We start from the raw sequence: 23,254 nt of genomic DNA on the forward strand, positions 1-23,254 counted from the left end.
TCCCAGTCCGGCAAAGGGGAACGCATCCGGGGCTGCCTCATGGGAGGGCTAGCCCTTATTGATCACTATAGTGCGCAACCGGACCGGACAATAGTCGCCTCGTCTCCGCTGCGCCTCAGGGTGTCGGCTGGTAGAGCCTGTGCTGCGCAATGTAGCCGGCCACCGAGGCCGGCAACAGATACCTGGGATCCTGTCCCGCCGCCAGCAGGGCTCTGAGCCGGGTGGCCGACAGCTCGATGGGCAGGTTGTCGCTAAGCCAGATGTACCCCTGACGATGGCGGTGCAGATCCTGAGGATATTGCGTCTGATGGCGGGCTAGCAGCTCGGCCACCTCGGTTGGGTAATCCGGTTGCCAGCCCGGGCGCAGGCTCACCACCAGATGGGCATAGTCGAGCAGTTCCCGCCAGCGATGCCAGCTCGGCAATGAGAGCAGCGAGTCCATCCCCATCAGGAAGCAGAGCGGGGTGTCCGGCAGCGCTTGCCTCAATTCGATGAGGGTATCGATGGTATAGGAGGGCGTATCTCGCCTTATCTCCCGCTCATCCACCCGAAACCCCGGGTTCTCCGCAGCCGCCAGCCTGACCATGGCCAGGCGTTGCTCGCTCGAGCAGAACGGGCTGGCTCTATGGGGGGGGATATGATTCGGGATGAGGCGGACTTCGGCCAGTCCCAGCGCGGCCCGGGCCTCGATGGCGGGACGCAGGTGGCCGATGTGGATGGGGTCGAAGGTGCCACCCAGGATCCCGATGGGGGCCTTCAACATGCGCTTGCCCCTGTTGGCTTGGGGAGGACTCTGGGGGGGAAACTGCCCTCCTGGGTATCGATGGGGGCCTTCAGCATGATGCAGGCTCCAGCAGGGGGAGTGGGGTGGCATCGCGAAAACCCAGGGCGATAGTCTGCAACATCAGCCAGGCCTGCTCGGTGTCGAAGCGGCGCTGGGCGTCGTCGAGCCGGGCCATCAGCTGCCATAGCTGCTGTAGCTTGCCAAACGGCAGCCGGGTCAGGGCCTGTTGAATGAGCTGCTGGCGGCTCTGCCAGATGCGCAGGCGGGAGAAATGCTCCACCAGCGGTTGGCCTGCCCGGGCGGCCAGGGCCAGCTCGGTGAGCTGCTCCAGCTCGCGGCACAGGGCCCAGGCCAGCATGCCGGGCTCGGTGCCCTCGGCCCGCAGCGCCAGCAGGATGCGCTGGGCCCGGTTCACCTTGCCCTCCAGCAGGCAATCGATGAGCTGGAACGGCGTGAAGTGGGCGTGGCGAATGATGGTCTCTTGCAGATAGGCGACGCTGATGGGCTGGGGCGGCGCCAGCAGGGTCAGTTTCTCTATCTCCTGGCTCGCGGCCAGCAGGTTGCCCTCATAGGCATGACACATGAAGTTGATGGCATCCGGCATCGCCTTGAGGCCGAAGCGCTGGAAACGGGCCCCCATCCAGCGCGGAAAGAAACGGGGCTCGGGGTGATTGACCGGCACATAGGTGCCAATCTGCCCGAGCTTGTCGAACCAGGCCGCCTTCATCTGGGTTTGATTGAGGCGCGTACCCGAGAGCACCAGCAGCAGGTCGGGATGCAGCTGTTTGCCGATTTCCGTGATGCGGGTGGCGAGATCCTTGTCGACCTTGGCGGGCAGTTCCAGCTCGATGATCTGGCGGGCCGAGAACAGGCTCATGGCCTGGCAGGCATCGTAGACCTGGTTCCAGTCCAGCCCGGCGTCGACCACGAAGCTGTGGCGCTCATCGAAGCCTTGTTTGCTGGCCAGCTGACGAATGGCGTCGATGGCCTCCAGTTTGAGCAGCGGCTCGTCACCGAAGATCAGATAGCAGGGCTTGAGCCCTGCCTTGAGATGGTCCGCAAACTGCTCGGGATAGACTCTCATCGAGATACTCGCATCAGAACTTGACCTGGCTGGGTTGATGGATTGCAAGGCCGCTGGCCAGCCCTGGCATCTTGAGCAGCGGCTCGTCACCGAAGATCAGATAGCAGGGCTTGAGCCCTGCCTTGAGATGGTCCGCAAACTGCTCGGGATGGACTCTCATCAAGATACTCGCATCAGAACTTGACCTGGCTGAGCTGACGGATCACCAGGCTCGCGGCCTGTTCCTGCATCTCCTTGCCGAGCTGCTCCTGCTCGCGGGAGGAGGCGAGGGCCGCATCCGGCTTGTTCAGGAAGCTACGGTTGAAGGTGATGGGGAAGACCTGAGTCGGCTTGCCCGGCATGCTGATGCTGAACTGGGTGCTGTAGCCCAGCAGGTACTCACGTTCCTGGCCGATGGCGTCGACGGAGGCAACCTGACTGCTGCTGCTGATGCCCGCCAGGGTCATCACCGGAATGCCCTCCTTGTCGGCCAGGCTCACCCCGGCAGCCTTGAGACGAGTGGTCACCATGCGATAGAAATCGCTCTTGTTGTCACCGACCACCTTCATGGTCATCAGCTCGGGGGGGATGGCGGTTCCCCGCATCTGAAAACCGCAGGCCTGCAGCAGCAGGCCCGTCAGCATGATGGCAATCCAGCGAGTAAGGGGCATGCCCATGTGAATTCCTCTTTGAATGATTTAAAAGACGGCGGGCCAGGCCCGCCGTCGTCATCGTTGGCGAGTGTCCGTTGCGGGATCAGTTTGCAACGATGTTGAGCAATTTGCCCGGCACGTAGACCACCTTGCGCACTGTCAGGCCGTCGGTGAACTTCTGCACCGAGGCATCGTTCATGGCCAGCTTCTCGACCTCGGCCTGGCTTATTTCGGCCGGCACTGTCAGCTTGCCGCGCATCTTGCCGTTGATCTGTACCACCACCAGCTTTTCGGTCTCGACCATGGCGCTCTCGTCGGCCACCGGCCAGCCGGCCACGTCGATGTCCCCTTCCTTGCCCAGCATCTTCCACAGCTCGAAGCCGATGTGCGGGGTGATGGGGTAGAGCATGACCAGCACGGCTTCCAGCGCTTCCTGCATCAGGGCGCGGTCCTGCTCGCCGGTATCCAGCTTGGAGAGATTGTTCATCAGCTCCATGATGGCGGCGATGGCGGTGTTGAAGGTCTGGCGACGACCCACGTCATCGCTCACCTTGGCGATGGTCTTGTGCAGCTCGCGGCGAACGGCCTTCTGCTCGTTGCTGAGGGCGGCCAGGTTCAGTGCGGGGGCGGCACCTGCACTGACGTGCTCGAAGGTCAGACGCCACAGGCGACGCAGGAAGCGCTGGGCCCCCTCGACGCCGGAATCGGACCACTCCAGGGTCATGTCGGCCGGGGAGGCGAACATCATGAACAGACGCACGGTATCGGCGCCGTAACGCTCCACCATCAGCTGGGGATCGATGCCGTTGTTCTTGGACTTGGACATCTTGGTCATGCCGGAGTGGATCACCTCGCGGCCTTCATTATCCACCGCCTTGGTGATGCGACCCTTGTCGTCCCGCTCCACCTTGACCTCGGTCGGGCTGACCCAGACGTTGCCGCCCTTCTCGTCCTTGTAGTAGAAGGCGTCGGCCAGCACCATGCCCTGGCAGAGCAGGCGCTTGAACGGCTCGTCGCTGTTGACCAGGCCGGCGTCACGCAGCAGCTTGTGGAAGAAGCGGGCGTACAGCAGGTGCATACAGGCGTGCTCGATGCCGCCGATGTACTGATCCACCGGCAGCCAGTGGTTGGCGGCCGCGGGATCCAGCATGCCCTTGTCGTAGTCCGGGGAGCAGTAGCGGGCGTAGTACCAGGAGGACTCCATAAAGGTGTCGAAGGTATCGGTCTCGCGGAAGGCTTCCTGGCCGTTATAGGTGGTCTTGGCCCAGGCGGCATCGGCCTTGATCGGGCTCTGGATGCCGTCCATCACCACGTCTTCCGGCAGCAGCACCGGCAGTTGCTCTTCTGGGGTCGGTACCACTGTGCCGTCGGCCAGGGTCAACATCGGGATGGGGGCGCCCCAGTAGCGCTGACGGGAGACACCCCAGTCACGCAGGCGGAAGTTGACGGTGCGCTTGCCCTTGCCCTCGGCCTCCAGCTTGGCGGCGATGGCATCGAAGGCGGCCTGGAACTCGAGGCCGTCGAACTCGCCGGAGTTGAACAGCACACCCTTGTCGGTGTAGGCGGCGGCAACAACGTCCGGTACCTCACCCTCGGCGGGCTTGATGACGGCCTTGATCTCGAGGCCGTACTTGGTGGCGAACTCGTGATCGCGCAGGTCGTGGCCGGGCACCGCCATCACGGCGCCGGTGCCGTAGTTCATCAGCACGAAGTTGGCGACCCAGACCGGCACCTTGCGGCCATCCAGCGGGTGAATGGCATAGAGGCCGGTGGCCATGCCCTTCTTCTCCATGGTGGCGAGCTCGGCTTCGGCGACCTTGGTGTTCTTGCACTCTTCGATAAAGGCGGCAAGCGCCGGATTGTTTTCGGCGGCTTGCTGGGCCAAGGGGTGACCGGCGGCGATGCCCACATAGGTCACGCCCATGAAGGTGTCCGGACGGGTGGTGTAGACCTCCAGATGCTCGTCCTGGCCCTCGACCCGGAAGCTGATGTTGACCCCTTCGGAGCGGCCGATCCAGTTGCGCTGCATGGTCTTGACCATGTCCGGCCAACCGTCCAGGTTGTCGATATCGTTCAACAACTCCTCGGCATAGTCGGTGATCTTGATAAACCACTGAGGGATCTCTTTTTGCTCCACCGGGGTGTCACAGCGCCAGCAGCAGTTGTCGATCACCTGCTCGTTGGCCAGCACCGTCATGTCATTCGGGCACCAGTTGACGGAGGAGGTCTTCTTGTAAACCAGACCCTTCTCATACAGCTTGGTGAAGAACCACTGCTCCCAGCGGTAGTAGTCAGGCTTGCAGGTGGCCAGCTCCCGGTCCCAGTCATAGCCAAGCCCCAGCATCTTGAGCTGGTTCTTCATGTATTCGATGTTTTCGTAGGTCCAGGGGGCCGGCGCAGTGGCGTTCTTGATGGCGGCATTTTCTGCCGGCAGACCGAACGCATCCCAGCCGATGGGTTGCAGCACATTCTTGCCATTGAGCCGTTGATAACGGGAGATCACATCACCTATGGTGTAGTTACGCACGTGCCCCATGTGTAGACGACCAGACGGATAAGGGAACATGGACAGGCAGTAGAACTTCTCCTTGTCTACTTTCTCCACGGCCTTGAAGGTTTTCTTGGCATCCCAGTGCTGTTGCACTGCTGGTTCTATGGATTGGGGAACGTATTGCTCTTGCATTGGTGACATCCGGATCTGTGAAATGAATAGATAAATCAGCTGGGAAATCCCGATAGAATACCCATATCCTGCGGCGGCAACAACCGCCAGCATCCGCCGGGTCTCGGGCCGGCCATGATCAGCGAGTAGCAGAGGAGTAACGGCCATGGACAAACGTCGACAAGGGTATGAAGCCTTCATCGCCCAGCTCAAGAAGCACTGGGAGGAGACGGAAGAGTTTCAGGGAGAGCGTCTCAACCGCATGATCGCCAAGGTGCAGGCGTACCTTGAAGCGGCCGGTGACCTGACCCAGGACGAACTGGCACTGATCGCCGAATACGTGAAACGGGATCTCGGCAACTATGACGAGGGACGGGCCGAGGCGCCGGAATCGGCCTTTATGCTGGCATTGAAAGATACAGTGTGGTCCTGGCTGGCGGACGTAACCGACCGCGCCCAGGTGGAGTGGAGCGAGCTGGCGGACGAGCTGGAGCACAAGGGCGTTTACCGGGCTGGCGACTGGGTCGGGCTCGGGGTGCTGGTGTGCGACCACTGCGAATGGCGCCATACAGTACTGCACCCGGAACAGCTCGGCACCTGCCCCGAGTGTGGTGCCAACGAGTATCACCGCGAGCCGCTCTCTCCTTGAGCCGCTGGCCACGACAGCACATGAAAGAGGCGCCCATGGGCGCCTCTTTTTATCGGGTTGGGTAGCCGGTCTATGACCCCGATCAGAGGGTACGAGCCCAGGGATGGGCACGGGGGCGCAGGGCTAGCCCCAGTCCCAGCAGCAGGACGGCGATGCCATACATGGGCCAGCTGCCAAAGCGCAGGTAAGGAGTCGAGCCGTGAGCGGGGCGCACCTCGGCTCGCAGCACCCCAGCCTCGAACTGCGGAAGCTGGGCTATGATGCTGCCGTCAATCTCGGTGACGATGGTGATGCCGGTGTTGGTGTCGCGCAGCAGCGGGCGAGCCAGTTCGAGGGCGCGCATGCGGGCGATCTCCATGTGCTGCCAGGGGCCAATGCTGGTGCCAAACCAGGCGTCGTTGGAGACGGTCAGCAGGAAGTCGGTATCCGGCTGCACGTTGCGGCGTACCTCGTCCGGGAAGATGATCTCGTAGCAGATGGCGGCGGCGAACTTGAGCCCCTTGGCGAGCAGGTTCGGTTGCACCTCGTCACCCCGGCTGAAGGAGGACATGGGCAGGTTGAAGAAGGGCGCTATGGGGCGCAACAGATCTTCGAAGGGCACGAACTCGCCGATGGGCAGCAGGTGGTACTTGTAGTAGCGGTTCTTGTGCTCGTAGTGGTAGGACTCCTTGCCGTCCAGATCCTGCACCCCCATGCCGAGCACTGTGTTGAAGAAGCGCTGCTGCTGGAGATCGTAGTGAATGATGCCCGCCAGCAGGCCGGTGTCGTTCACCTTCATCGCCTTGTCCAGGCTCTCCAGATAGGTGCCCATCTCCTTCTCGATGGCCGGGATGGCGGATTCAGGCCAGACGATGATGTCGGCATCCTGATTCTCGCGACTCAAGTCCTGATAGGTTCGTACCGTGGGGATCAGCGCCTCCGGATCCCACTTGAGGGACTGGGCGATGTTGCCCTGCACCAGCGCTACTTTTACCGGCTCGCCCCGGGTCACCCAGTTCAGTTGCATCAGCCCCTGGGCGGTGCCCACCAGGGCAACGGGGACCAGCAGCCAGGCCGGCTTGCGGCTCTGCCAGGTCAGCCAGAGCGCGGAGGTACACAGCAGCAGCGCCAGTGTGATGCCCTGCACCCCGAGGATGGGGGCGAAGCCCTTGAGGGGGCCGTCGATCTGGGTGTAGCCGAACCAGAGCCAGGGGTAGCCGGTCATCACCCAGCCCCGCAGCCAGTCGGCCCCGAGCCAGAGCGCCGGGAAGGCGAGCAGCCAGCGACTCCAGTGACGACCGCTGAAGAAGCGGGCGAACAGCCAGCAGGCCAGGGTCGGGTAGAGTGCGAGGTAGGCGCAGAGCCCGGCCAGCAGCACGAAGGCGACCGGCAACGGTATGCCACCGAACTCCGTCATGCTGACATGGATCCACCACTGTCCCGGCAGGAACAGCCCCATGGCGTAACCAAAACCACGCCAGGCGGCTTGCTTGGGGTTGGCCTTGTCCAGCAGGGCGTAGAGGCCGAGCAGAGACGGGATCACCAGAGGCCAATAGCCGAAGGGGGAGAAGGCAAGTACGGCGATGGCGCCAGAGGCCAGGGCAAACAGGCTGATCAGGGGTTTCGATTTCACTGGGGCTAGGGGCTCGATTGGACTGAATGAAAGTTGAATGGCCGACATCTTAACCGCAAACCGCGCCAACGGCGAGCCTCCCGATTTGGCACTGAATCCTGAGGGAATATGGAGGGGATGGTCTGGGTCAGAATGACAAACGCCCCTCAAGAGGGGCGTTGATAGACAGGACAAAAGCGGGGCGGGATCAGGACTCCGGCTGGGCTGCCGCGTGATTCTCCGGGATCTTCACCTGCAGCTGTTGCAGGCGGCGTCTGTCTGCGTGCATCACCTTGAACAGGTAGCCGTCGAGCTCGATCTCCTCGCCCTTCTTCGGCAGGTGGCTGAAGGCGTGCATCACCAGGCCGCCGACGGTGTCCACCTCTTCATCGCTGAACTGGGTGCCGAAGAAGTCGTTGAAATCCTCGATCTCGGTGAGGGCGCTGACCGAGAAGACCCGCTTGCTGATGCGGCGGATCTCTTCCGGCTCGTCCTCGATGTCGTCGAACTCGTCATCGATCTCGCCGACGATGAGCTCCAGTATGTCCTCGATGGTCACCAGACCGGAGACGCCGCCGAACTCGTCCACCACGATGGCCATGTGGTAGCGCTCCTCGCGGAACTCCTTGAGCAGACGATCGACCCGCTTGCTTTCCGGCACTATCACGGTCGGGCGCAGGATCTGCTCGAGCTGCAGCGGCTCGCTGGCGTGGTGGCCACCGAAGCCGAATGGCAGCAGATCCTTGGCGAGCAGAATGCCTTCCACGTGATCCTTGTCTTCGTTGATCACCGGGAAGCGGGAGTGGCCGGATTCGATGATGACCGGCAGGAACTCGTCCACCGGTTGGGACTTCTCGATGGTTACCATCTGGGAGCGGGGGATCATGATGTCGCGCACACGCAGCTCGGCAATTTCGAGCACGCCCTCGATCATGTCCTTGGTGTCCTGATCGATGAGGTCTCGCTCCTCGGCGTCGGCTATCACTTCCACCAAATCGTTGCGGTCTTTTGGCTCGCCCTGGAAGAGTTGGCTGAGTTTGTTTAGCCAGGTTTTCTTCGGCGAGCCGGTACTAGGGTGATCGTCGGTCATTTTCTCTCTTGGTTACTCGTTTGAACACATAGGGATTCTGGTCTGGCTATATAAGGATGATCGCAGTCTGTTTCAGTCAGGTGACCATCCCGGGTGCCTTTATGCTTCGACTTCGTCGTCGAGATAGGGATCTGCAAAGCCTAGCTCCTGCATGATGTCGCGTTCTGGAACTGCACCATCTCATCGGCTTCGATTCGCCTTTATTATTCGACTTCATCGTCCTGATAGGGGTCAGGGAAGCCGAGCTCCTGCATGATGTCGCGTTCCAGCTGCTCCATCTCCTCGGCTTCCTCGTCCTCGATATGGTCATAACCTAGCAGATGCAGACTGCCGTGCACAACCATGTGAGCCCAGTGGGCCGCCAGCGGTTTGCTCTGCTCGAGGGCCTCGGCCTCGACCACCTGGCGACAGATCACCAGATCCCCGAGCAGGGGCAGTTCCATGCCGGGAGGTGCCTCGAACGGGAAGGATAGCACGTTGGTGGGCTTGTCCTTGCCGCGATAGGTGAGGTTGATCTTGCGGCTCTCTGCCTCGTCCACCAGCCGTACCGTCACCTCGGCCTCCTCCTGGAAGCCCAGAATGGTGCCGTCGAGCCAGCCTTGCAGTTGGGCTTCCGTCGGCAGTCCTTCTGCTTGGGCGCAGGCCAGTTGCAGATCCAGGGTCACGCTCATTGGGCACTCTCTTCTCTTGAATTGGCTTTATTGGATTTGTTCGAGAGGGACTCGGCCTGGGCGGCGTCGAACGCCTCGTAGGCTTGCACTATGCGGGCCACCACAGGGTGGCGCACCACGTCTTTGGATTCGAAGAAGTTGAACGACAGGCCATCGACTCCTTGCAACACCTCCAGGGCGTGGCGCAGGCCGGATTTGGTGCTGCGGGGCAAGTCCACCTGGGTGATGTCGCCGGTCACCACCGCCTTGGAGTTGAAGCCGATGCGGGTCAGGAACATCTTCATCTGCTCCGTGGTGGTGTTCTGGGCCTCGTCGAGGATGATAAAGGCGTCATTGAGGGTGCGGCCGCGCATATAGGCGAGCGGTGCCACCTCGATGATGTTGCGCTCCATCAGCTTCTCGACGCGCTCGAAGCCCAGCATCTCGAACAGGGCGTCGTAGAGCGGGCGCAGGTAGGGGTCCACCTTCTGGGAGAGATCCCCGGGCAGGAAGCCGAGCTTCTCCCCCGCTTCCACCGCCGGACGGGTCAGCAGGATGCGGCGGATTTCCTGGCGCTCCAGGGCGTCCACCGCGGCGGCCACCGCCAGATAGGTCTTGCCGGTACCGGCCGGGCCTATGCCGAAGCTGATGTCGTGGCGCACTATGTTGGCGATGTACTGCGCCTGATTCGGGCTGCGGGGCTTGATGAGGCCGCGCTTGGTCTTGACCGTCACCTCCTTGCCATAGGGCAGGGATGAGGCCTCTTCATCATCTTGCTCCAGCACCCGGGATTCTTGCACCGACAGGTGCACCATCTCCGGGGTGATGTCGGTCACCTTGCCGCCCTTGAGGGGCAGGGTTTCCACATAGAGGTGCTTGAGGATGACGGCGGCGGCATCCACCTGCGCCTGCTTGCCGAGCACTTGAAAATGGTTGTCACGGTAGCTGATCTCGACGCCGAGGCGGCGCTCCAGCTGCTTGAGATTGTCGTCGAAGGGGCCGCACAGGCTGGCGAGGCGCTGGTTGTCGGCGGGCTCCAGGTGCAGATTCAGGGTCGAGATGTGTCGGCTCAAGGTGTCCTCGTCTCAGCTGTTCCGCCATCCGGCCGTGCCGGATGGCGATGGTTGTTCAATGGGGCCTGAAGGCGGCAACGCCCAATTCATCCGGTACGTTGTCCGGGCGGCGAGCCAGGATCTCCTGGGGCGCCGTGGCGATGCGCAGATTCATTTCGTCCTCGCCGCGGATGAAGCGGCCACGCAGGGAGTAGGGGCGCACGTCGGTGATCTCCACGTCGGCGAAGCCACCAATCAGGCGGTGCGGGCCTTCGAAGTTGACCACCCGGTTGTTCTCGGTGCGGCCACTGAGCTGCATGGGATCCATCTTGGAGGGCCCCTCCACCAGGATGCGCTGCACCGAGCCCAGCATGGCACGGCCGATGAGCATCGACTGGTGATTGATCTGGTTCTGCAGCCGGGTGAGGCGGGCCTTCTTCACCTCCATGTCGACATCGTCCGGCAGATCCGCGGCCGGGGTGCCGGGGCGCGGGCTGTAGATGAAGCTGAAGCTCATGTCGAAGTTGATCTCCTCGATGAGCTTCATGGTGGCCTCGAAGTCCTCGTCCGTCTCGTTCGGGAAGCCGACGATGAAGTCCGAGCTCATGGTGATGTCGGGCCGCACGCTGCGCAGGCGGCGGATCTTGGACTTGTACTCCAGCACTGTGTGCGGGCGCTTCATCATGGTCAGGATGCGATCCGAGCCGCTTTGCACCGGCAGGTGCAGGAAGCTGACCACCTCTGGGGTGTCCCGATAGACCTCGATGATGTCATCGGTGAACTCGATGGGGTGGCTGGTGGTGTAGCGAATGCGGTCGATGCCGTCGATGGCGGCCACCAGCCTGAGCAGCTCCGCGAAGGTACAGTGATTGTCATCGAAGGTGGGGCCGCGATAGGCGTTGACGTTCTGGCCGAGCAGATTCACTTCGCGCACCCCCTGCTGGGCGAGCTGGGCGATTTCGTAGAGCACGTCGTCGAGCGGTCGGCTCACCTCCTCGCCGCGGGTGTAGGGCACCACGCAGAAGGAGCAGTATTTGGAGCAGCCTTCCATGATGGAGACGAAGGCGGTGACCCCCTCGGCACGGGGCTCCGGCAGGTTGTCGAACTTCTCGATCTCGGGGAAGGCGATGTCCACCTGGGCACCTCGCCCCTCCTGGACCTGCTTGATCATGGCGGGCAGACGATGGAGGGTTTGCGGGCCGAAGACGATGTCCACATAGGGGGCGCGCTGGCGCAAGTTTTCTCCCTCCTGAGAGGCGACGCAGCCGCCCACGCCGATCACCAGGCCTGGCTTTTTCAACTTGAGCTTCTTCCAGCGACCGAGCTGGTGGAACACCTTCTCCTGGGCCTTCTCGCGGATGGAGCAGGTGTTGAGCAGCAAGACGTCGGCCTCTGCGGGCTCCTCGGTCAGGGTGTAGCCGTTGCTGGCATCCAACAGATCCGCCATCTTTGACGAGTCGTACTCGTTCATCTGGCAGCCCCAGGTCTTGATATGAAGTTTCTTGCTCATCGCTACTCTTGACTATTTTTGCTATCGACAGGGTCAAAGGACCGGCCATTTTACTCCTCAATCCCGGTGCTGACCAGTCTGGGGCCATCGGGCCCGCCACGGGACCGGTTGCCCCGCCAGTCGCGGCCTTGCCGCTGATCCGGCAAGGCAATTCGCCGCCTCTCTCCTGATTATCCCGCGCCCTTGCGCTATCATGCCTCCATTCGATTTAGCCTCTGGCTCCTCGCCTTGGGCGATCCTCTTTCAGGAAGCACGCTATGGAACACTGTGATATCGCCATCGTCGGCGCCGGTATGGTGGGGGCCGCCACCGCCTGCCTGCTGGCGGCGCAAGGCCTCTCCATCCGGGTCATCGAGACCCAGCTGCCCGCGCCCTATGCCCCCGAGCAGCCGCTGGATCTGCGGGTCTCCGCCATCAGCCAGGCCTCGGTGGCCCTGCTGACCCAGGCCGGTGCCTGGCAAGGGCTGCAACAGATGCGGCTGTGCCCCTATCGCCGGCTGGAGACTTGGGAGCTGGACGGCTTCGCCACCCGCTTCGATGCCGCCGACCTCGGCCTGCCCCAGCTCGGCTACATCATCGAGAACCGGCTGGTGCAGCTCGCCCTGCTGAAGCGAATGGAAGATTTCCCCAACATCCAGACCCATACCCCAGCGGCGGTGACGCGGCTGCAGCAGAGCGCCGACCACGCCACCCTGCTGCTCGACGATGGTACCGAGCTGCAGGCGCGCTGGGTGCTGGCCTGCGACGGCGCCGAGTCGCTCACCCGCCGCCTCGCCGGGATCGGGGTGTCGCGCTTCGAGTATCGCCAGCACTGCATGCTGATCAACATAGATACCGACTTCGAGCAGGAAGACATCACCTGGCAGCAGTTCACCCCGAGTGGCCCGCGCGCCTTCCTGCCGCTGCCGGGCCGGCACGGCTCCCTGGTGTGGTACGACAGCCCGGCCCGCATCCGGGCCCTGTCCGCCATGAGCAATGAGGCCCTGACCGCCGAGGTGCGCCGCCACTTCCCGGCCCGGCTCGGCGGTTTCCAAGTGACCGGCAAGGGCAGCTTCCCGCTGGTGCGCCGCCATGCCAACGACTATCACGCCGGGCGGGTGCTGCTGCTCGGCGACGCCGCCCACACCATCAACCCGCTGGCGGGGCAGGGGGTCAACCTCGGCTTCAAGGATGTGGCCTGCTGGGTCGAGTTATTGCACAAGGCCGGCGGCGACTGGCACCAGCTCGCCCTGGCCGGGCGCTACGAGCGCCGGCGCCGTCCGGACAACCTGCTGATGCAGTCGGGGATGGATCTCTTCTACGGGGTGTTCAGCAACGAGATAGGGCCGCTGCGGCTGGCCCGCAATCTGGCGCTCAATCTGGCGGACAAGGCGGGCCCGCTCAAGGAGATGGCGCTACGCTACGCACTGGGATTGGTGTGAGAGGTAGCATTTTACACTGCTAGTTAATTAAGTGGTGGAGTATCAATCCACCAGTCTGATGTATCTAGTGTTTTATATTGCCCAAGGGCAGCACCTTTGGTGATGTCGGCGGGCGCAAGGGTTGAACAGAGACGGACAATCGGGGAGCAAAGGGATGAACAAGGCACTGCTGGTGATCGACTTTATCAACGATCTGGCCCACCCGGACGGGCGCATCGCCGCCTCGGCGGCCCATGTGGTGGAGCAGGATGCCATCACCCACGCGAATCAGGCGCTGGCTCATGCCCGCGCCCAGGGTTGGCTGGTGGTGCTGTTCAAGGTCGGCTTCGACGCGGGTTACAAGTTGCAGCCCAAGGGCTCCCCCATGTTTGGTCGTGCCCAGCAGTTCGGCGCCCTGTCGCTGGCCGACAGCGGCACCGACTTTCATCCCGCGCTGGACGTGCAAGCGGGCGATCTGGTGCTGACCAAGCCCAGAGTCAGCCCCTTCTATGGCACCGCGCTGGAGCCGGCGCTGCGGGCCAACCAGATCGATCACCTCTACCTGTGCGGGATCAGCACCAGCTGGGCCATTCAGGCCGCCACCCGGGATGGGCACGACAGGGATTACCGCATCACCATCCTCGAGGATGCCTGCGCCGCGGCCGATGCCATGGATCATCACGGCTCGCTGCGCATGCTCGGCCGCATCGCCGAGATCATCAAGGTGGCCCAGCTGAGCTGAAACCCTCGCTCTTATCGAGTCGCTCACATTTTGCTCATGGGCCGCTGTTGAAACCGCGTGGTTTTGGGGCAAGATGGCAGAAACAGAGCTGGCCACAAGGATGAGGGCATGCGTTATCAAGGAAACATTGCGAGCTGGAACCGGGAGCGCGGCTTTGGCTTTATCAGGCCGCAGTCGCAGCCACAGTCATATTCACAACAAGAGCAGAGAGACGCGGATCTGTTCGTGCACGTCTCTTCCCTGACCTTCGACGGCACACCGCCGGAGGCGGGGGAGCGGGTCTCCTATCAGCTGGGCACCGGCAAGGATGGCAAGCCCTGCGCCCTGCAGGTGTTCTTCCCCGACCGGCCCCTGTCGCTGGCGGATGGATTCAGCCCAGCGCTGGAGCGGCCCTCCCCCACGCGCAATGAATCCAGCCGCTTGCCACCCTCCGCCCCCTCCATGGCGCAGAGCGCGACGCCTCGGCCCCGCAGACAACCCACCTACAGGCGCAAGAGCAACTGGCGCGGCAAGCTTATTCCCTTGCTGGTGCTGGCGGGCCTGTTCTCCATTTATTCCCGTTTCTCGGCCGAGTCGGTCTCGCCGCCGCCAGCTTCCTCTTTCAGTCAGGGAGAGAGCAGCGCCTCATATAGCACATCGCAGGCCCCGGTCTTCGCCCGTCAGTGCGACGGCCGGCAGTATTGCTCCCAGATGACGTCTTGTGAGGAGGCGACCTGGTTTTTGCAAAACTGCCCAAACATGAAGATGGACGGAGAGGGGGATGGTATCCCCTGTGAAGATCAGTGGTGCGGCCACTGAGTTGCCAAGGCCATCAGGCGAAGAGGCCAGCCCGTCCGGGTTGACCTCTTCTTGCCCTGCGCCGTCGGCAGGGAATGCCCATCAATCACCCTGCATCAAGAGGAGAGGCTGGGCCTGGCCTCCACCTCTGGATGTTCCGCCCTGACCAGTGCCAGGAAGCGATCGCGAATGGGATCGGCGAAGGTCGGATTCCACACCAGGCTGATCTCCCACTCCGAGTAGGGTCCCGAGAGGGGGTAGAGGGTCACGTCCGGACCGGCGATAAAGCTGACGCTGCGGGGCAGTATGGCGTTGCCGATCCCGGCGGCGACCAGGGCCACCAGGGTCTGGATGTCTTCCGCCTCCTGGATCATGCCGGTCAGCCGGTTGGCGCCGAGGAAGTTGGCGATCTGCTGGGTGAGGCCGGGACAGCGATGGCCCACCATCTGCAACAGGGGCTGCCGGGTCAGCGCCCGCTCCACGTCGAAGGCGGCGGGGTCGGGCCCTATCAGCTGGGTCGGCACCGCCAGCACCAGCCGATCGGTCAGCAGTCGGTGCTCTTGCAGTTGCGGTGCCTGTGGCCGGCGCATAAAGCCGATTTGCAACTGCCCCGATAGCAACAGCTCGTGCTGGATGGCGGAGGGCATGTCCTGCAGGTGCACCAGCACCTCGGGCACCTGCCGTTTGAAACGGGCGACCAGGGAGGGGGCCAGCACGAAACTCGACAGTCCGAAGCCCATCTTGAGCCGCCCGGCCGCGCCGCTTGCCAGCGCCAGGGCATGGTGCTCGAAGCCCTTGCCGTGCTCGACCAGGGCGCTGGCCTGGGTGAGCAGTTGGGCGCCGATGGCGGTCAGCTCGGCGCCGTGGCGACCCCGATTGAACAGGGTGGTGCCGAGGCTCAGCTCCAGCCCCTGGATCTGCTTGGTGAGCGCCGGCTGGGTGATGAACAGCCGGTTGGCGGCCTCCCGGTAGTTGGCGGTCTCCGCCAGCGTCACGAAAGCCTGCAGCTGTCTCAGGTCGAATTTCATTCCGTTTGGTTATCCAATGTGGCGATTTAGTGATTATAAATTATCTATCTACCTTGTTCTAATGAGGTTGTCACGGACCGACAGCCGGTCTGAACTGGGAACGAGGGATCACATCATGCATACCGAACGCTATCTGTTTTTGATCAAGGGAAGCCTCATCATGGCTCAGCCGCTGGCCGCAACCGAGACGGGGGAACTGCTGACCAGCCTGTTGTCACAGGGATTCGTGGTCGCCCCCTTGCTGGTGTGGGCGAGCGACACCGAACAGGCGATGGCCTGCTATGAGGGCAGGGCTCAGCGTCAGGCACTCTCCAGCTCGCTCTCCGGGGTCGAACCCGGGTTGGCGGGAGCGGCGACATGAGTGCCATCGTCTTGCGGGCCAGGGCCCTGTTGCTGGACATGGATGGCACCCTGGTCAAGTCGACTGCGGGCGTGGAAACCGTGTGGCGAATCTGGTGCTGTCACCATGGGCTGGCGCCTGAGCCCGTGCTGGCCATGTGTCACGGGGTGCGGGCCAAGGAGGTGATCGAGGCACTGGCGCCCCAGCTGGACATAGCGCAGGAGATGGTCCGGCTGGACGAGCTGGAACTTGCGCACGCGGGAGTAGCCGAGCCCATTGAGGGGGCTAGTACCCTGCTCCATGACTTGCCTGCCGATCGCTGGGCACTGGTCACCTCCGCCAGCCAGCGAGTGGCACGGGGTCGGCTTGCCGACGCCGGGTTGCCGCAGCCGAGGCTGATGATTGGCGGAGATGACGTGGTGCGGGGCAAGCCGGATCCCGAGCCCTACCTGTTGGCGGCGAGCCGGCTCGGCCTGGACCCCGCCGACTGTCTGGTGTTTGAGGATGCACAGGCCGGCATCGCGAGCGCCCTGCAGGCCGGTTGTCAGGTGGTGCAGATTGGGGGTGAGCGTTTGCTCGATGCCGGGGTGAGCGGGTGGCTGAATGACTGGCGGCCGATGAGGGTGACCGAGGAGGAGGCGGGGCTCTTGCTCAGTCTGCCGAATCGCCTGCCTGGCTGAATTCGGGGGAAAGGGGCAGAAAAAGGCCCCCTCGGTGAGGGGGCGGGAGCGGTTAGCCGAAGACCCGGAAGCGAACCTCGTCGTCGATGAAGGTCTTGTCACCGGCCGGTTGCTTGATGCTGCCAAAGGGCATCTGGGCGCGCAGCAGCCAGCTGGCGGGCAGATCCCACTCCTTGCGAACCGCCTCGTCGATCAGCGGATTGTAGTGCTGCAGGGAGGCACCAATCCCCTCTTGGGCCAGGGCGGTCCAGACCGCGAACTGGGCGATCCCGGTGGCATGTTCGGACCAGATGGGGAAGTTGTCGGCATAGAGCGCAAATTTCTGCTGCAGATCCTGGATCACGGCCCTGTCTTCGAAGTACAGCACTGTGCCCGCACCCGCACGGAAGCTGCCATCCACCTTGGCCTCACTCTGGGGATAGGCCTCTGGCGGGACTATCTTCTTGAGCTCCGCCTTGACGATGTCCCACAGCTTGTGGTGCTCGGCCCCAAACAGGATGACGGCGCGCGAACTCTGGGAGTTGAACGATGAGGGGCTGTGCTTGATGGCATCCTTGATGAGGGCGCTCAGCTGTGCCGGTGACTGGGACACCTGGTCACCCAGGGCATAGATGGTACGACGTACTTTGATCTGTTCGATAAACGGACTGCTCATAACATCTCCTTGGTTTACTGAATCATCGTCGCCAGTCATGGGCCATGAAGGTCATCTGGCTCCGATCTTTCGAGTCATCGACTATAACACCCTCTGCACGATAAACCGTCAACACAGGGTGATGAGTGTTTCTACTTTTTATGGATATTCACATGAAGAAATCCGCAATAGCTCATCGGAGCTGATAATTCATCATTTGTCAGTAAAATGGATGTTAATGATTCCAATCAATATTTTTTCGGCGCATCCCACCATAGAATCAATCTGGCAGGATATTTTATAGAGGGTGCTATGGCAGGCGAGATAATCAAACGGCGCTACTACGTGCTGACCCCGCTCTCCTTCCTGCTCGGCGCCCTGGTATTGATCGCCACCCTGCTGCTGGCCCTGTCCAGCTACCTGCGCAGCGTAGACAAGACGATTGCCGGCTATCAGCACATGCTCGGCTCCATCGAAGCCACCCTGATCCACGAGATGGTGCTGGCCAACCAGAGGCAGCTCGCGGTGCTGGAGGCTTCCCTGGACAAGACCGCCATCGCCAGGGGGGAGTCGGCCATCAATCCCATCTGGGCCATCGCTCACCAGTTCAAGCACGACGCTCACTACCTCTATTTCTACAATGCCCGTATCAACCGGGTCGACAGCTACCCCGCCAGATCTGCGCCGCCGAGCTACCAGCCGAAGACGCGCCCCTGGTACCAGGCACTGGCCACCGACAGCGACAAGCTGATCTGGTTCGGTCCCTACCAGGACTACGACTCGACCAACCAGGCCCTGACCCTGATCAAGCGGGTCGAAGACGGCGAGGGGCTGCTGCTGGGCCTGCTGATGGTCGACATGTCGTTCGGCTCCCTGCAGGCAGCGCTGCGCAGGGCGCTTGGGGATGAGCAGGCCGCCATCCATATCACCGAGCGTCACTCCGGCCAGCTGGTGGTGGGGCACAATCAGCAATTGTTGCCGGCTGCCGGGCCTGAGGCCGGATACGGGACGAGCGGGCTGGACGTGATCCGGCATGGCAGTCACCTCAGGCTGGCGCTGGCCGACATCGACTGGGATCTCAACCTCTATCTGCCGCCGTCCCGATTTCATGACAGCCTGCGGGAGACCCTGCTGATGGTGATGCTGCCCGCGTTGGCCCTGCTCGGCATCTGGCTATGCAGCCTCATTTTCCTGGTGCGGATCTTTCGCCAGGAGCAGGCGTTGATCCAGGGCTCCCTCAACGACATCCGGCAGAGCACGGATCCGATGGCCATCCCGCACAGGCAGCACACCTGGTTCGTGCACGGCAGCCTCGGCGAGATAGACCAGGTCAGGACCCATCTGCTGCAGGGGCAGGATGCGCTGTTGCAGGATCCCCTCACCGGCATCATGAACAGGCGCGCCTTCGATCAGGACCGCATCAGGTTGGAGCAGGAACAGATCCCCCACTGGCTGGTGCTGCTGGATCTGGATTGCTTCAAGCGGATCAACGACAGCTGGGGCCATGGGGTGGGGGATGCGGTGCTGCGCCGGGTGGCGACCATACTGGCGCGATCCTTTGGCAGCACCCAGGTCTATCGCATCGGTGGCGATGAGTTCGCCGCCCTGCTGCCCTGGAATAGCCTCGATATAGGCCCCAGTCTGGATCACCTCCTCACCCGGGTGCGAGAGCTGAAATGGCGGGAATTCAAGGAGCCCATCACCCTGAGTGCGGGTGGGGCCCGTTATCCGGATGCCGCGGATACTCTGTTCGAGCAAGCGGACACCTGCCTGTACCAGAGCAAGCGACGGGGACGGGACTGTTGGCATCTGTGGTCGGAAAGAGAGGAGGCTGGCACCCTGGCTGCTCTGTCGTGACAGTATCTGTCTGAGCGCCGTGAGAGAAAATGGGGCTGCGACAAATGAGACATGGGTCACAGGGGGGATGATTTCCCCTGTGACCTTTTTTTTTAGTTTTTTTTCAGATGGTTATCTTATTTTAACGATAGCTGTCGCGAAGGAGAGACAGTTTATCTGCCGGTTGAGATCCCGTTGCCCGGGTAGCGGAGTTTTTGGCGCTTTGTATAGTGCAGGAAAATAATCAATCAGGTTTGACAGGAGTACCCCATGGAGATGAAGCAATACGGTATGAGCGCAATGGCGCTGTTGGGCGCGCTGCTGTTGGGCAGTGGCCCGGTACTGGCCTCGGAGGATCTTAACACCGTACTGGGTGGCGGCCTCGGTGGGGTGGCGGGCACCATGATCGGCAAACAGCTGGGCGGGGATACCGGCGCCCTGGTGGGCGCCGCCGTCGGTGGTGCGGCCGGTGGCGCCGCGACGGCGAACAAGGGTAACAAGAACGAAGCCGCCATTGGTGGCGCGGTCGGCGCCCTCGGCGGTGCCGCCATCGGCAAGAGCGTGGGGGGCGACACCGGTCGCTTGATCGGGGCTGGTGTGGGTGGTGCCGGTGGCGCCGCCATAGGGGCGAGAACCGGCGATGGCCACGAGTCCCGTGACAACTACAAAGGCGGCCGCCGTTACTATGATGACAACGGTTATCACCGTGGTCATCACAAGAAGCACAAGAAGCACAGATGGCACGATGACGACTGATGTCATCCTGCCCATGACAGAGGGACCTGCGGGTCGCCGATGCCGGTCAGCCAAGGCTGACCGGCATTTTTTATGAGGTTTTCGTTGCATGACGTCTGCGGTATTCGGGTCAAGGGGGGTCGGTGCTTTGCCCCGCCGCCCTCGGTGGAAAACAGAGGAAGAAAATAACAATCAAAACATCAATAAGATTAATATTTTAGAAATACAAAGGAGTTAGGTTAGCTGAACCTCTTACTCAATAAGGTTATTGTCATGCCTATTCCCACACCTCGCCTCCTGAGCGTGGTGCTCTTTGCCCCCCTGTTGCTCTCGGCCTGCAATGAGAATGAGTCGACATCCCCGCCTGACTCTACATCGCATCTGTTCCACGAGCCCAGAGCCTTCGATCTCGAGGCGCATCGTGGCGGCCTCGGTCTCGTCTCGGAGAGTACCCTGGCGACCTTTGCCAATGCCCTTGAGATGGGGGTCACCACCCTGGAGATGGATACCCAGATCACCCGGGATGGCATCGCGGTCGTGACCCATGATCGCAAGATCTCGGACAAGAAGTGCCTGGATACCGAGCCCGTTAGCCCGGGCGATCCCCAGTACCCCTACGTGGGGAAATATATCAAGGACCTGACTCTGGCTCAGGTGAAGACCCTGGATTGCGGCTCCCTGCCACTGGCCGATTTTCCGGAACAGGTGCTGGTCCCCGGCGCCACCATGCCGACCCTGCAAGAGGTGTTCGCCCTGGTGAAGTCCTATCGGGCCGATCAGGTGCTGCTCAATATCGAGACCAAGGTCGAGGCCGCCGCGCCGGAGGAGACGGCCCCCCGGGAACTCTTCGTCAAGACGGTGCTCAAGGACATCCGTGACGCGGGCCTGATGCGACAGGCGACCATACAGAGCTTCGACTGGGGTGCGCTCATGCTGGTACGGGAGCTCGAACCCAGCCTGCCCATCATCGCCCTGACCAATGGCCAGCCGTTCCTGCAGGTTGGCATGCCGGGGGCCTCTCCCTGGCTGGGCGGTATCGACATCGATGACTTCAATGGGGATCTGGTGCAGGCCGTGGTCTCCTTCGGTGCCAATGCCATCTCCCCGGTGCACGGGGATCCTCAGGGGGGTCGTTACGGGGATCCTGGCTATGTGGAGTACACCACGCCGGATCTGGTCGATGCGGCTCACGCCGAGGGCATCAAGGTGATCCCCTGGACGGTCGACGATGAGGGCACCATGAACCGTATGCTGGAGAACGGGGTCGACGGCATGATCACAGACTACCCGGATCGGCTGCGGGTGGTGATGGAGGCGCGGGGCATCCCGCTGCCACCCCCCGTCGCCCTGCGTTGAGGCGCAGAGCGGGAGACCGAGAACGATGCCAGTGAGGCACGCCAGTCAGCGACGCAGTATTCGTCGACTGGCGAAATACCAGAGGGGAGGCACTGTGCCTCCCCTTATTTTTCGCGTTCATCCGGTCATGATGCTCGGCCGGCATCACCTGCGGGCTCCTCTTCCATGGCCAGGCGTCAGACCAGCCGATGCTGGCGTCGGCCGACGGCGAAGGCGTTGATATTGTCGATCAGCTGATCGGCGAGGCGCTGCATCGACTCCGCGCTGGCCCAGGCCACGTGCGGGGTCAGGATGAAGTTGGGGTATTGCAGCGCTCGCATCAGCGGGTGGTCGGGGGGCGGTGGCTCCTGGCTTGCCACGTCGAAACCGGCACCGCCGAGCCGGCCGTTGGCCAGCGCCTCGAGCAGGGCCTGCTCGTCCACCAGGCCGCCCCGGCCCACGTTGATGAGCAGGGCGCCCGGCTTCATCATGGCCAGCTCCCGCTCCCCGATGAGGTGGCGGGTGTAGGGGGTCAGCGGGCAGTGCAGGCTGATCACATCCGCGCTCTGCAGCAGGGCGTCCAGCGGCAGCCTGTCCTCATCACCCACGGCGCCGACCTGGCTCTGGGCATAATAGACCTCCATGCCGATGGCGCTGGCGCGTTGACCCAGGGCCTGGCCCAGGGTGCCCTTGCCGATGATGCCGAGGCGCTTGCCGTGCAGATCCGAGATGGGGTGATCGAAGAAGCAGAACTGGCCGCTCTGCTGCCAACGCCCCTCCAGCAGGGACTGACGCCAGGCGAACAGGTTGCGCGACAGGGCCAGCATCAGCGCCATGGCATGCTCGGGGACCGAGGGGCCCGAGTAGTTGCGGATGTTGCACACCGCGACATTGGCGGCGCGGCAGGCTTCCAGATCCAGGTTGTCGCTGCCGGTGGCGGCCAGGGCGATCAGGCGAAGCTCGGGTAGCTGGGCCAGCTCGGCGGCGCCGATACGGATCTTGTTGATGATGGCGATGCTGGCACATCTGAGCCGCTCTACCACCTGCTCCTGCACCGTATTGGGGTAGCTCTGCCAGTGATGGGGAAAATCGGGGCGACCCAGCTTGATGCCGGCGTCCAGGGTGTCGCTGTCGAGAAACACGATTTGCTGCATGAAGCCTCCTGCCATTGATGAGGCCATCATGCCAAAGATGGGGGCGGGCTGACCAGCCCTGCGGCCTGCTCGCGACCGTCACAACCTGGCCCGAATATGCCTATACCCCGTGACTGGGTCAGATCCAGCCGAGGTGGGTCAGCCAGCCCTGGATGCGGGCGGGTGTCTCGTCCAGTTCCATCAGGGCGTAGGGGCGGTAGTTGAGTTTGTGGCTGCGGCGGCTCTCGCTCTTGCGCGCCTCGGCCGCCAGCAAAGGCCAGCGCCCCCCTTCCTCCTGATAGAGATCAAGGGTCGGAATGCTGGCCTGAGCCACCTGTTTTGCCAGGGTCTGGTTGCTCAGCTGATTGGGGAAGAAACCGTCGAGCAGCACCAGGGCATCGGGGGCGGGGAGTTGTTCGCTGGCGATGAGGTTGGCGGCCCAGGCCGCGCTGGTGCCCTGTGCCAGCAGCAGCTTGAAGCCGCCCTCCTGCAGCTTGGCATCGCTGAGTTTGACGATGCGCTCGGCAAATTGCTGGCGAAAGGCGTCCATGGTCTTCTGTTTCTTCTCTGCGGCCGGATCCAGCTCGGTCTGCTGAGGGGAGGGCAGCAGCAACAGGATATCGAAGCCGAGTCGGCCGAGATCCCGGGTCAGCTGCCACAACTGGCCGCTGCGCTGCCAGTCCGGCAGCAGGATGGCGAGCCCCAGGTAGTTATCGCTGCTGTGCCTGGCGAACAACACCGTCTGCTTGTCGACCTGGATGCTGGCTGGCAGACCTTTCCAGTCGGCCTCCTGCCAGTGGTCGAGCGGTGCGGGAGGCGCCTGCTCGCTGGCCGACAAGCAGTGGCTTGCCAGCAGGCTCAACAACAGCAGTGGTAAGGATAATCTGGCCATATGCGCTCCCCGGTTACT

23 protein-coding genes are annotated in these 23,254 nt (G+C 62.6%); 9 read left to right on the forward strand and 14 right to left on the reverse strand.

Annotated features, from left to right (window positions below; genetic code table 11):
- Positions 1 to 115: 115 nt before the first annotated feature.
- The 5 genes from nadD to leuS all read right to left on the reverse strand — a co-directional run bounded on the left by nadD (position 116) and on the right by leuS (position 5,183).
- Positions 116 to 763 (reverse strand): nicotinate-nucleotide adenylyltransferase, encoded by a 648-nt coding sequence (gene nadD, locus LG30_RS0112065; RefSeq protein WP_033130957.1) that lies wholly within the window; start codon positions 761 to 763, stop codon positions 116 to 118.
- Positions 764 to 833: 70 nt separating this feature from the next.
- A complete protein-coding gene (gene holA, locus LG30_RS0112070; RefSeq protein WP_033130958.1) occupies positions 834 to 1,868 on the reverse strand; it encodes a DNA polymerase III subunit delta in 1,035 nt (344 codons plus the stop codon).
- A 13-nt stretch (positions 1,869 to 1,881) separates the two neighbouring features.
- Positions 1,882 to 2,028: a hypothetical protein gene (locus tag LG30_RS23015; RefSeq protein WP_033130959.1), complete on the reverse strand. Its 147-nt coding sequence runs from the start codon at positions 2,026 to 2,028 to the stop codon at positions 1,882 to 1,884.
- A 13-nt stretch (positions 2,029 to 2,041) separates the two neighbouring features.
- Positions 2,042 to 2,524, reverse strand: coding sequence for an LPS-assembly lipoprotein LptE (locus tag LG30_RS0112080; RefSeq protein ID WP_033130960.1), 483 nt, complete (start codon positions 2,522 to 2,524; stop codon positions 2,042 to 2,044).
- Positions 2,525 to 2,603: 79 nt separating this feature from the next.
- On the reverse strand, positions 2,604 to 5,183 hold the full coding sequence (leuS, locus tag LG30_RS0112085) for a leucine--tRNA ligase (protein WP_033130961.1): 2,580 nt from the start codon (positions 5,181 to 5,183) through the stop codon (positions 2,604 to 2,606).
- 145 nt (positions 5,184 to 5,328) lie between these two features.
- Between leuS and LG30_RS0112090 the strand changes: the two genes are divergently transcribed.
- Positions 5,329 to 5,811 (forward strand): zinc ribbon-containing protein, encoded by a 483-nt coding sequence (locus tag LG30_RS0112090; protein WP_033130962.1) that lies wholly within the window; start codon positions 5,329 to 5,331, stop codon positions 5,809 to 5,811.
- An 82-nt stretch (positions 5,812 to 5,893) separates the two neighbouring features.
- On the opposite strand, the gene lnt is transcribed toward LG30_RS0112090, so the two are convergent.
- The 5 genes from lnt to miaB form a co-directional block, all read right to left on the reverse strand.
- Complete coding sequence (gene lnt, locus LG30_RS0112095) at positions 5,894 to 7,471, reverse strand: apolipoprotein N-acyltransferase (RefSeq protein WP_052101019.1); 1,578 nt, start codon at positions 7,469 to 7,471, stop codon at positions 5,894 to 5,896.
- A 139-nt stretch (positions 7,472 to 7,610) separates the two neighbouring features.
- Positions 7,611 to 8,492, reverse strand: a complete 882-nt coding sequence (gene corC, locus LG30_RS0112100) for a CNNM family magnesium/cobalt transport protein CorC (protein WP_033130964.1) — start codon at positions 8,490 to 8,492, stop codon at positions 7,611 to 7,613.
- 203 nt (positions 8,493 to 8,695) lie between these two features.
- Positions 8,696 to 9,163: an rRNA maturation RNase YbeY gene (ybeY, locus tag LG30_RS0112105; protein WP_033130965.1), complete on the reverse strand. Its 468-nt coding sequence runs from the start codon at positions 9,161 to 9,163 to the stop codon at positions 8,696 to 8,698.
- Positions 9,160 to 10,215: a PhoH family protein gene (locus LG30_RS0112110; protein ID WP_033130966.1), complete on the reverse strand. Its 1,056-nt coding sequence runs from the start codon at positions 10,213 to 10,215 to the stop codon at positions 9,160 to 9,162. Before LG30_RS0112110 ends, ybeY begins: the two co-directional genes overlap by 4 nt.
- 55 nt (positions 10,216 to 10,270) lie before the next feature.
- The gene (miaB, locus tag LG30_RS0112115; protein ID WP_033130967.1) at positions 10,271 to 11,704 is read right to left on the reverse strand and encodes a tRNA (N6-isopentenyl adenosine(37)-C2)-methylthiotransferase MiaB; all 1,434 of its coding nucleotides are present in this window, start codon (positions 11,702 to 11,704) and stop codon (positions 10,271 to 10,273) included.
- Between the two features lie 257 nt (positions 11,705 to 11,961).
- Here miaB and LG30_RS0112120 point away from each other — a divergent pair, with 257 nt between their 5' ends.
- The 3 genes from LG30_RS0112120 to LG30_RS0112130 all read left to right on the forward strand — a co-directional run bounded on the left by LG30_RS0112120 (position 11,962) and on the right by LG30_RS0112130 (position 14,644).
- A complete protein-coding gene (locus tag LG30_RS0112120) occupies positions 11,962 to 13,125 on the forward strand; it encodes an FAD-dependent monooxygenase (RefSeq protein ID WP_033130968.1) in 1,164 nt (387 codons plus the stop codon).
- A gap of 154 nt (positions 13,126 to 13,279) precedes the next feature.
- Entirely contained in the window at positions 13,280 to 13,846 is a 567-nt protein-coding gene (locus LG30_RS0112125) for a cysteine hydrolase family protein (RefSeq protein ID WP_033130969.1), read from the forward strand.
- A 108-nt stretch (positions 13,847 to 13,954) separates the two neighbouring features.
- Positions 13,955 to 14,644, forward strand: a complete 690-nt coding sequence (locus tag LG30_RS0112130; RefSeq protein ID WP_033130970.1) for an excalibur calcium-binding domain-containing protein — start codon at positions 13,955 to 13,957, stop codon at positions 14,642 to 14,644.
- Positions 14,645 to 14,739: 95 nt separating this feature from the next.
- Here LG30_RS0112130 and LG30_RS0112135 read toward each other — a convergent pair whose 3' ends face one another.
- A complete protein-coding gene (locus tag LG30_RS0112135; protein WP_033130971.1) occupies positions 14,740 to 15,651 on the reverse strand; it encodes a LysR family transcriptional regulator in 912 nt (303 codons plus the stop codon).
- A 115-nt stretch (positions 15,652 to 15,766) separates the two neighbouring features.
- Here LG30_RS0112135 and LG30_RS0112140 point away from each other — a divergent pair, with 115 nt between their 5' ends.
- Positions 15,767 to 16,012, forward strand: a complete 246-nt coding sequence (locus LG30_RS0112140; RefSeq protein WP_033130972.1) for a hypothetical protein — start codon at positions 15,767 to 15,769, stop codon at positions 16,010 to 16,012.
- Positions 16,009 to 16,671, forward strand: a complete 663-nt coding sequence (locus LG30_RS0112145) for an HAD-IA family hydrolase (RefSeq protein WP_033130973.1) — start codon at positions 16,009 to 16,011, stop codon at positions 16,669 to 16,671. Before LG30_RS0112140 ends, LG30_RS0112145 begins: the two co-directional genes overlap by 4 nt.
- A 52-nt stretch (positions 16,672 to 16,723) precedes the next feature.
- On the opposite strand, the gene LG30_RS0112150 is transcribed toward LG30_RS0112145, so the two are convergent.
- Positions 16,724 to 17,326, reverse strand: a complete 603-nt coding sequence (locus tag LG30_RS0112150) for a nitroreductase family protein (RefSeq protein ID WP_033130974.1) — start codon at positions 17,324 to 17,326, stop codon at positions 16,724 to 16,726.
- A gap of 291 nt (positions 17,327 to 17,617) precedes the next feature.
- On the opposite strand from LG30_RS0112150, the gene LG30_RS0112155 reads away from it, so the two are divergent.
- The 3 genes from LG30_RS0112155 to LG30_RS0112165 all read left to right on the forward strand — a co-directional run bounded on the left by LG30_RS0112155 (position 17,618) and on the right by LG30_RS0112165 (position 21,232).
- The gene (locus LG30_RS0112155) at positions 17,618 to 19,162 is read left to right on the forward strand and encodes a sensor domain-containing diguanylate cyclase (RefSeq protein WP_033130975.1); all 1,545 of its coding nucleotides are present in this window, start codon (positions 17,618 to 17,620) and stop codon (positions 19,160 to 19,162) included.
- Between the two features lie 249 nt (positions 19,163 to 19,411).
- The gene (locus LG30_RS0112160) at positions 19,412 to 19,897 is read left to right on the forward strand and encodes a YMGG-like glycine zipper-containing protein (protein WP_033130976.1); all 486 of its coding nucleotides are present in this window, start codon (positions 19,412 to 19,414) and stop codon (positions 19,895 to 19,897) included.
- A 252-nt stretch (positions 19,898 to 20,149) separates the two neighbouring features.
- Positions 20,150 to 21,232 carry a glycerophosphodiester phosphodiesterase gene (locus LG30_RS0112165; protein WP_033130977.1) on the forward strand — a complete coding sequence of 361 codons (1,083 nt, stop codon included), beginning with the start codon at positions 20,150 to 20,152 and terminating at the stop codon, positions 21,230 to 21,232.
- A 176-nt stretch (positions 21,233 to 21,408) separates the two neighbouring features.
- Here the strand turns inward: LG30_RS0112165 and LG30_RS0112170 are convergent, their stop codons facing one another.
- Positions 21,409 to 22,365 (reverse strand): D-2-hydroxyacid dehydrogenase, encoded by a 957-nt coding sequence (locus LG30_RS0112170; protein ID WP_033130978.1) that lies wholly within the window; start codon positions 22,363 to 22,365, stop codon positions 21,409 to 21,411.
- A gap of 118 nt (positions 22,366 to 22,483) precedes the next feature.
- Positions 22,484 to 23,236 carry a DUF3530 family protein gene (locus tag LG30_RS0112175; RefSeq protein WP_033130979.1) on the reverse strand — a complete coding sequence of 251 codons (753 nt, stop codon included), beginning with the start codon at positions 23,234 to 23,236 and terminating at the stop codon, positions 22,484 to 22,486.
- Positions 23,237 to 23,254: the final 18 nt, after the last annotated feature.

Origin of the sequence: Aeromonas aquatica (genome assembly GCF_000764655.1) — a bacterium.
Lineage (GTDB): Bacteria > Pseudomonadota > Gammaproteobacteria > Enterobacterales > Aeromonadaceae > Aeromonas > Aeromonas aquatica.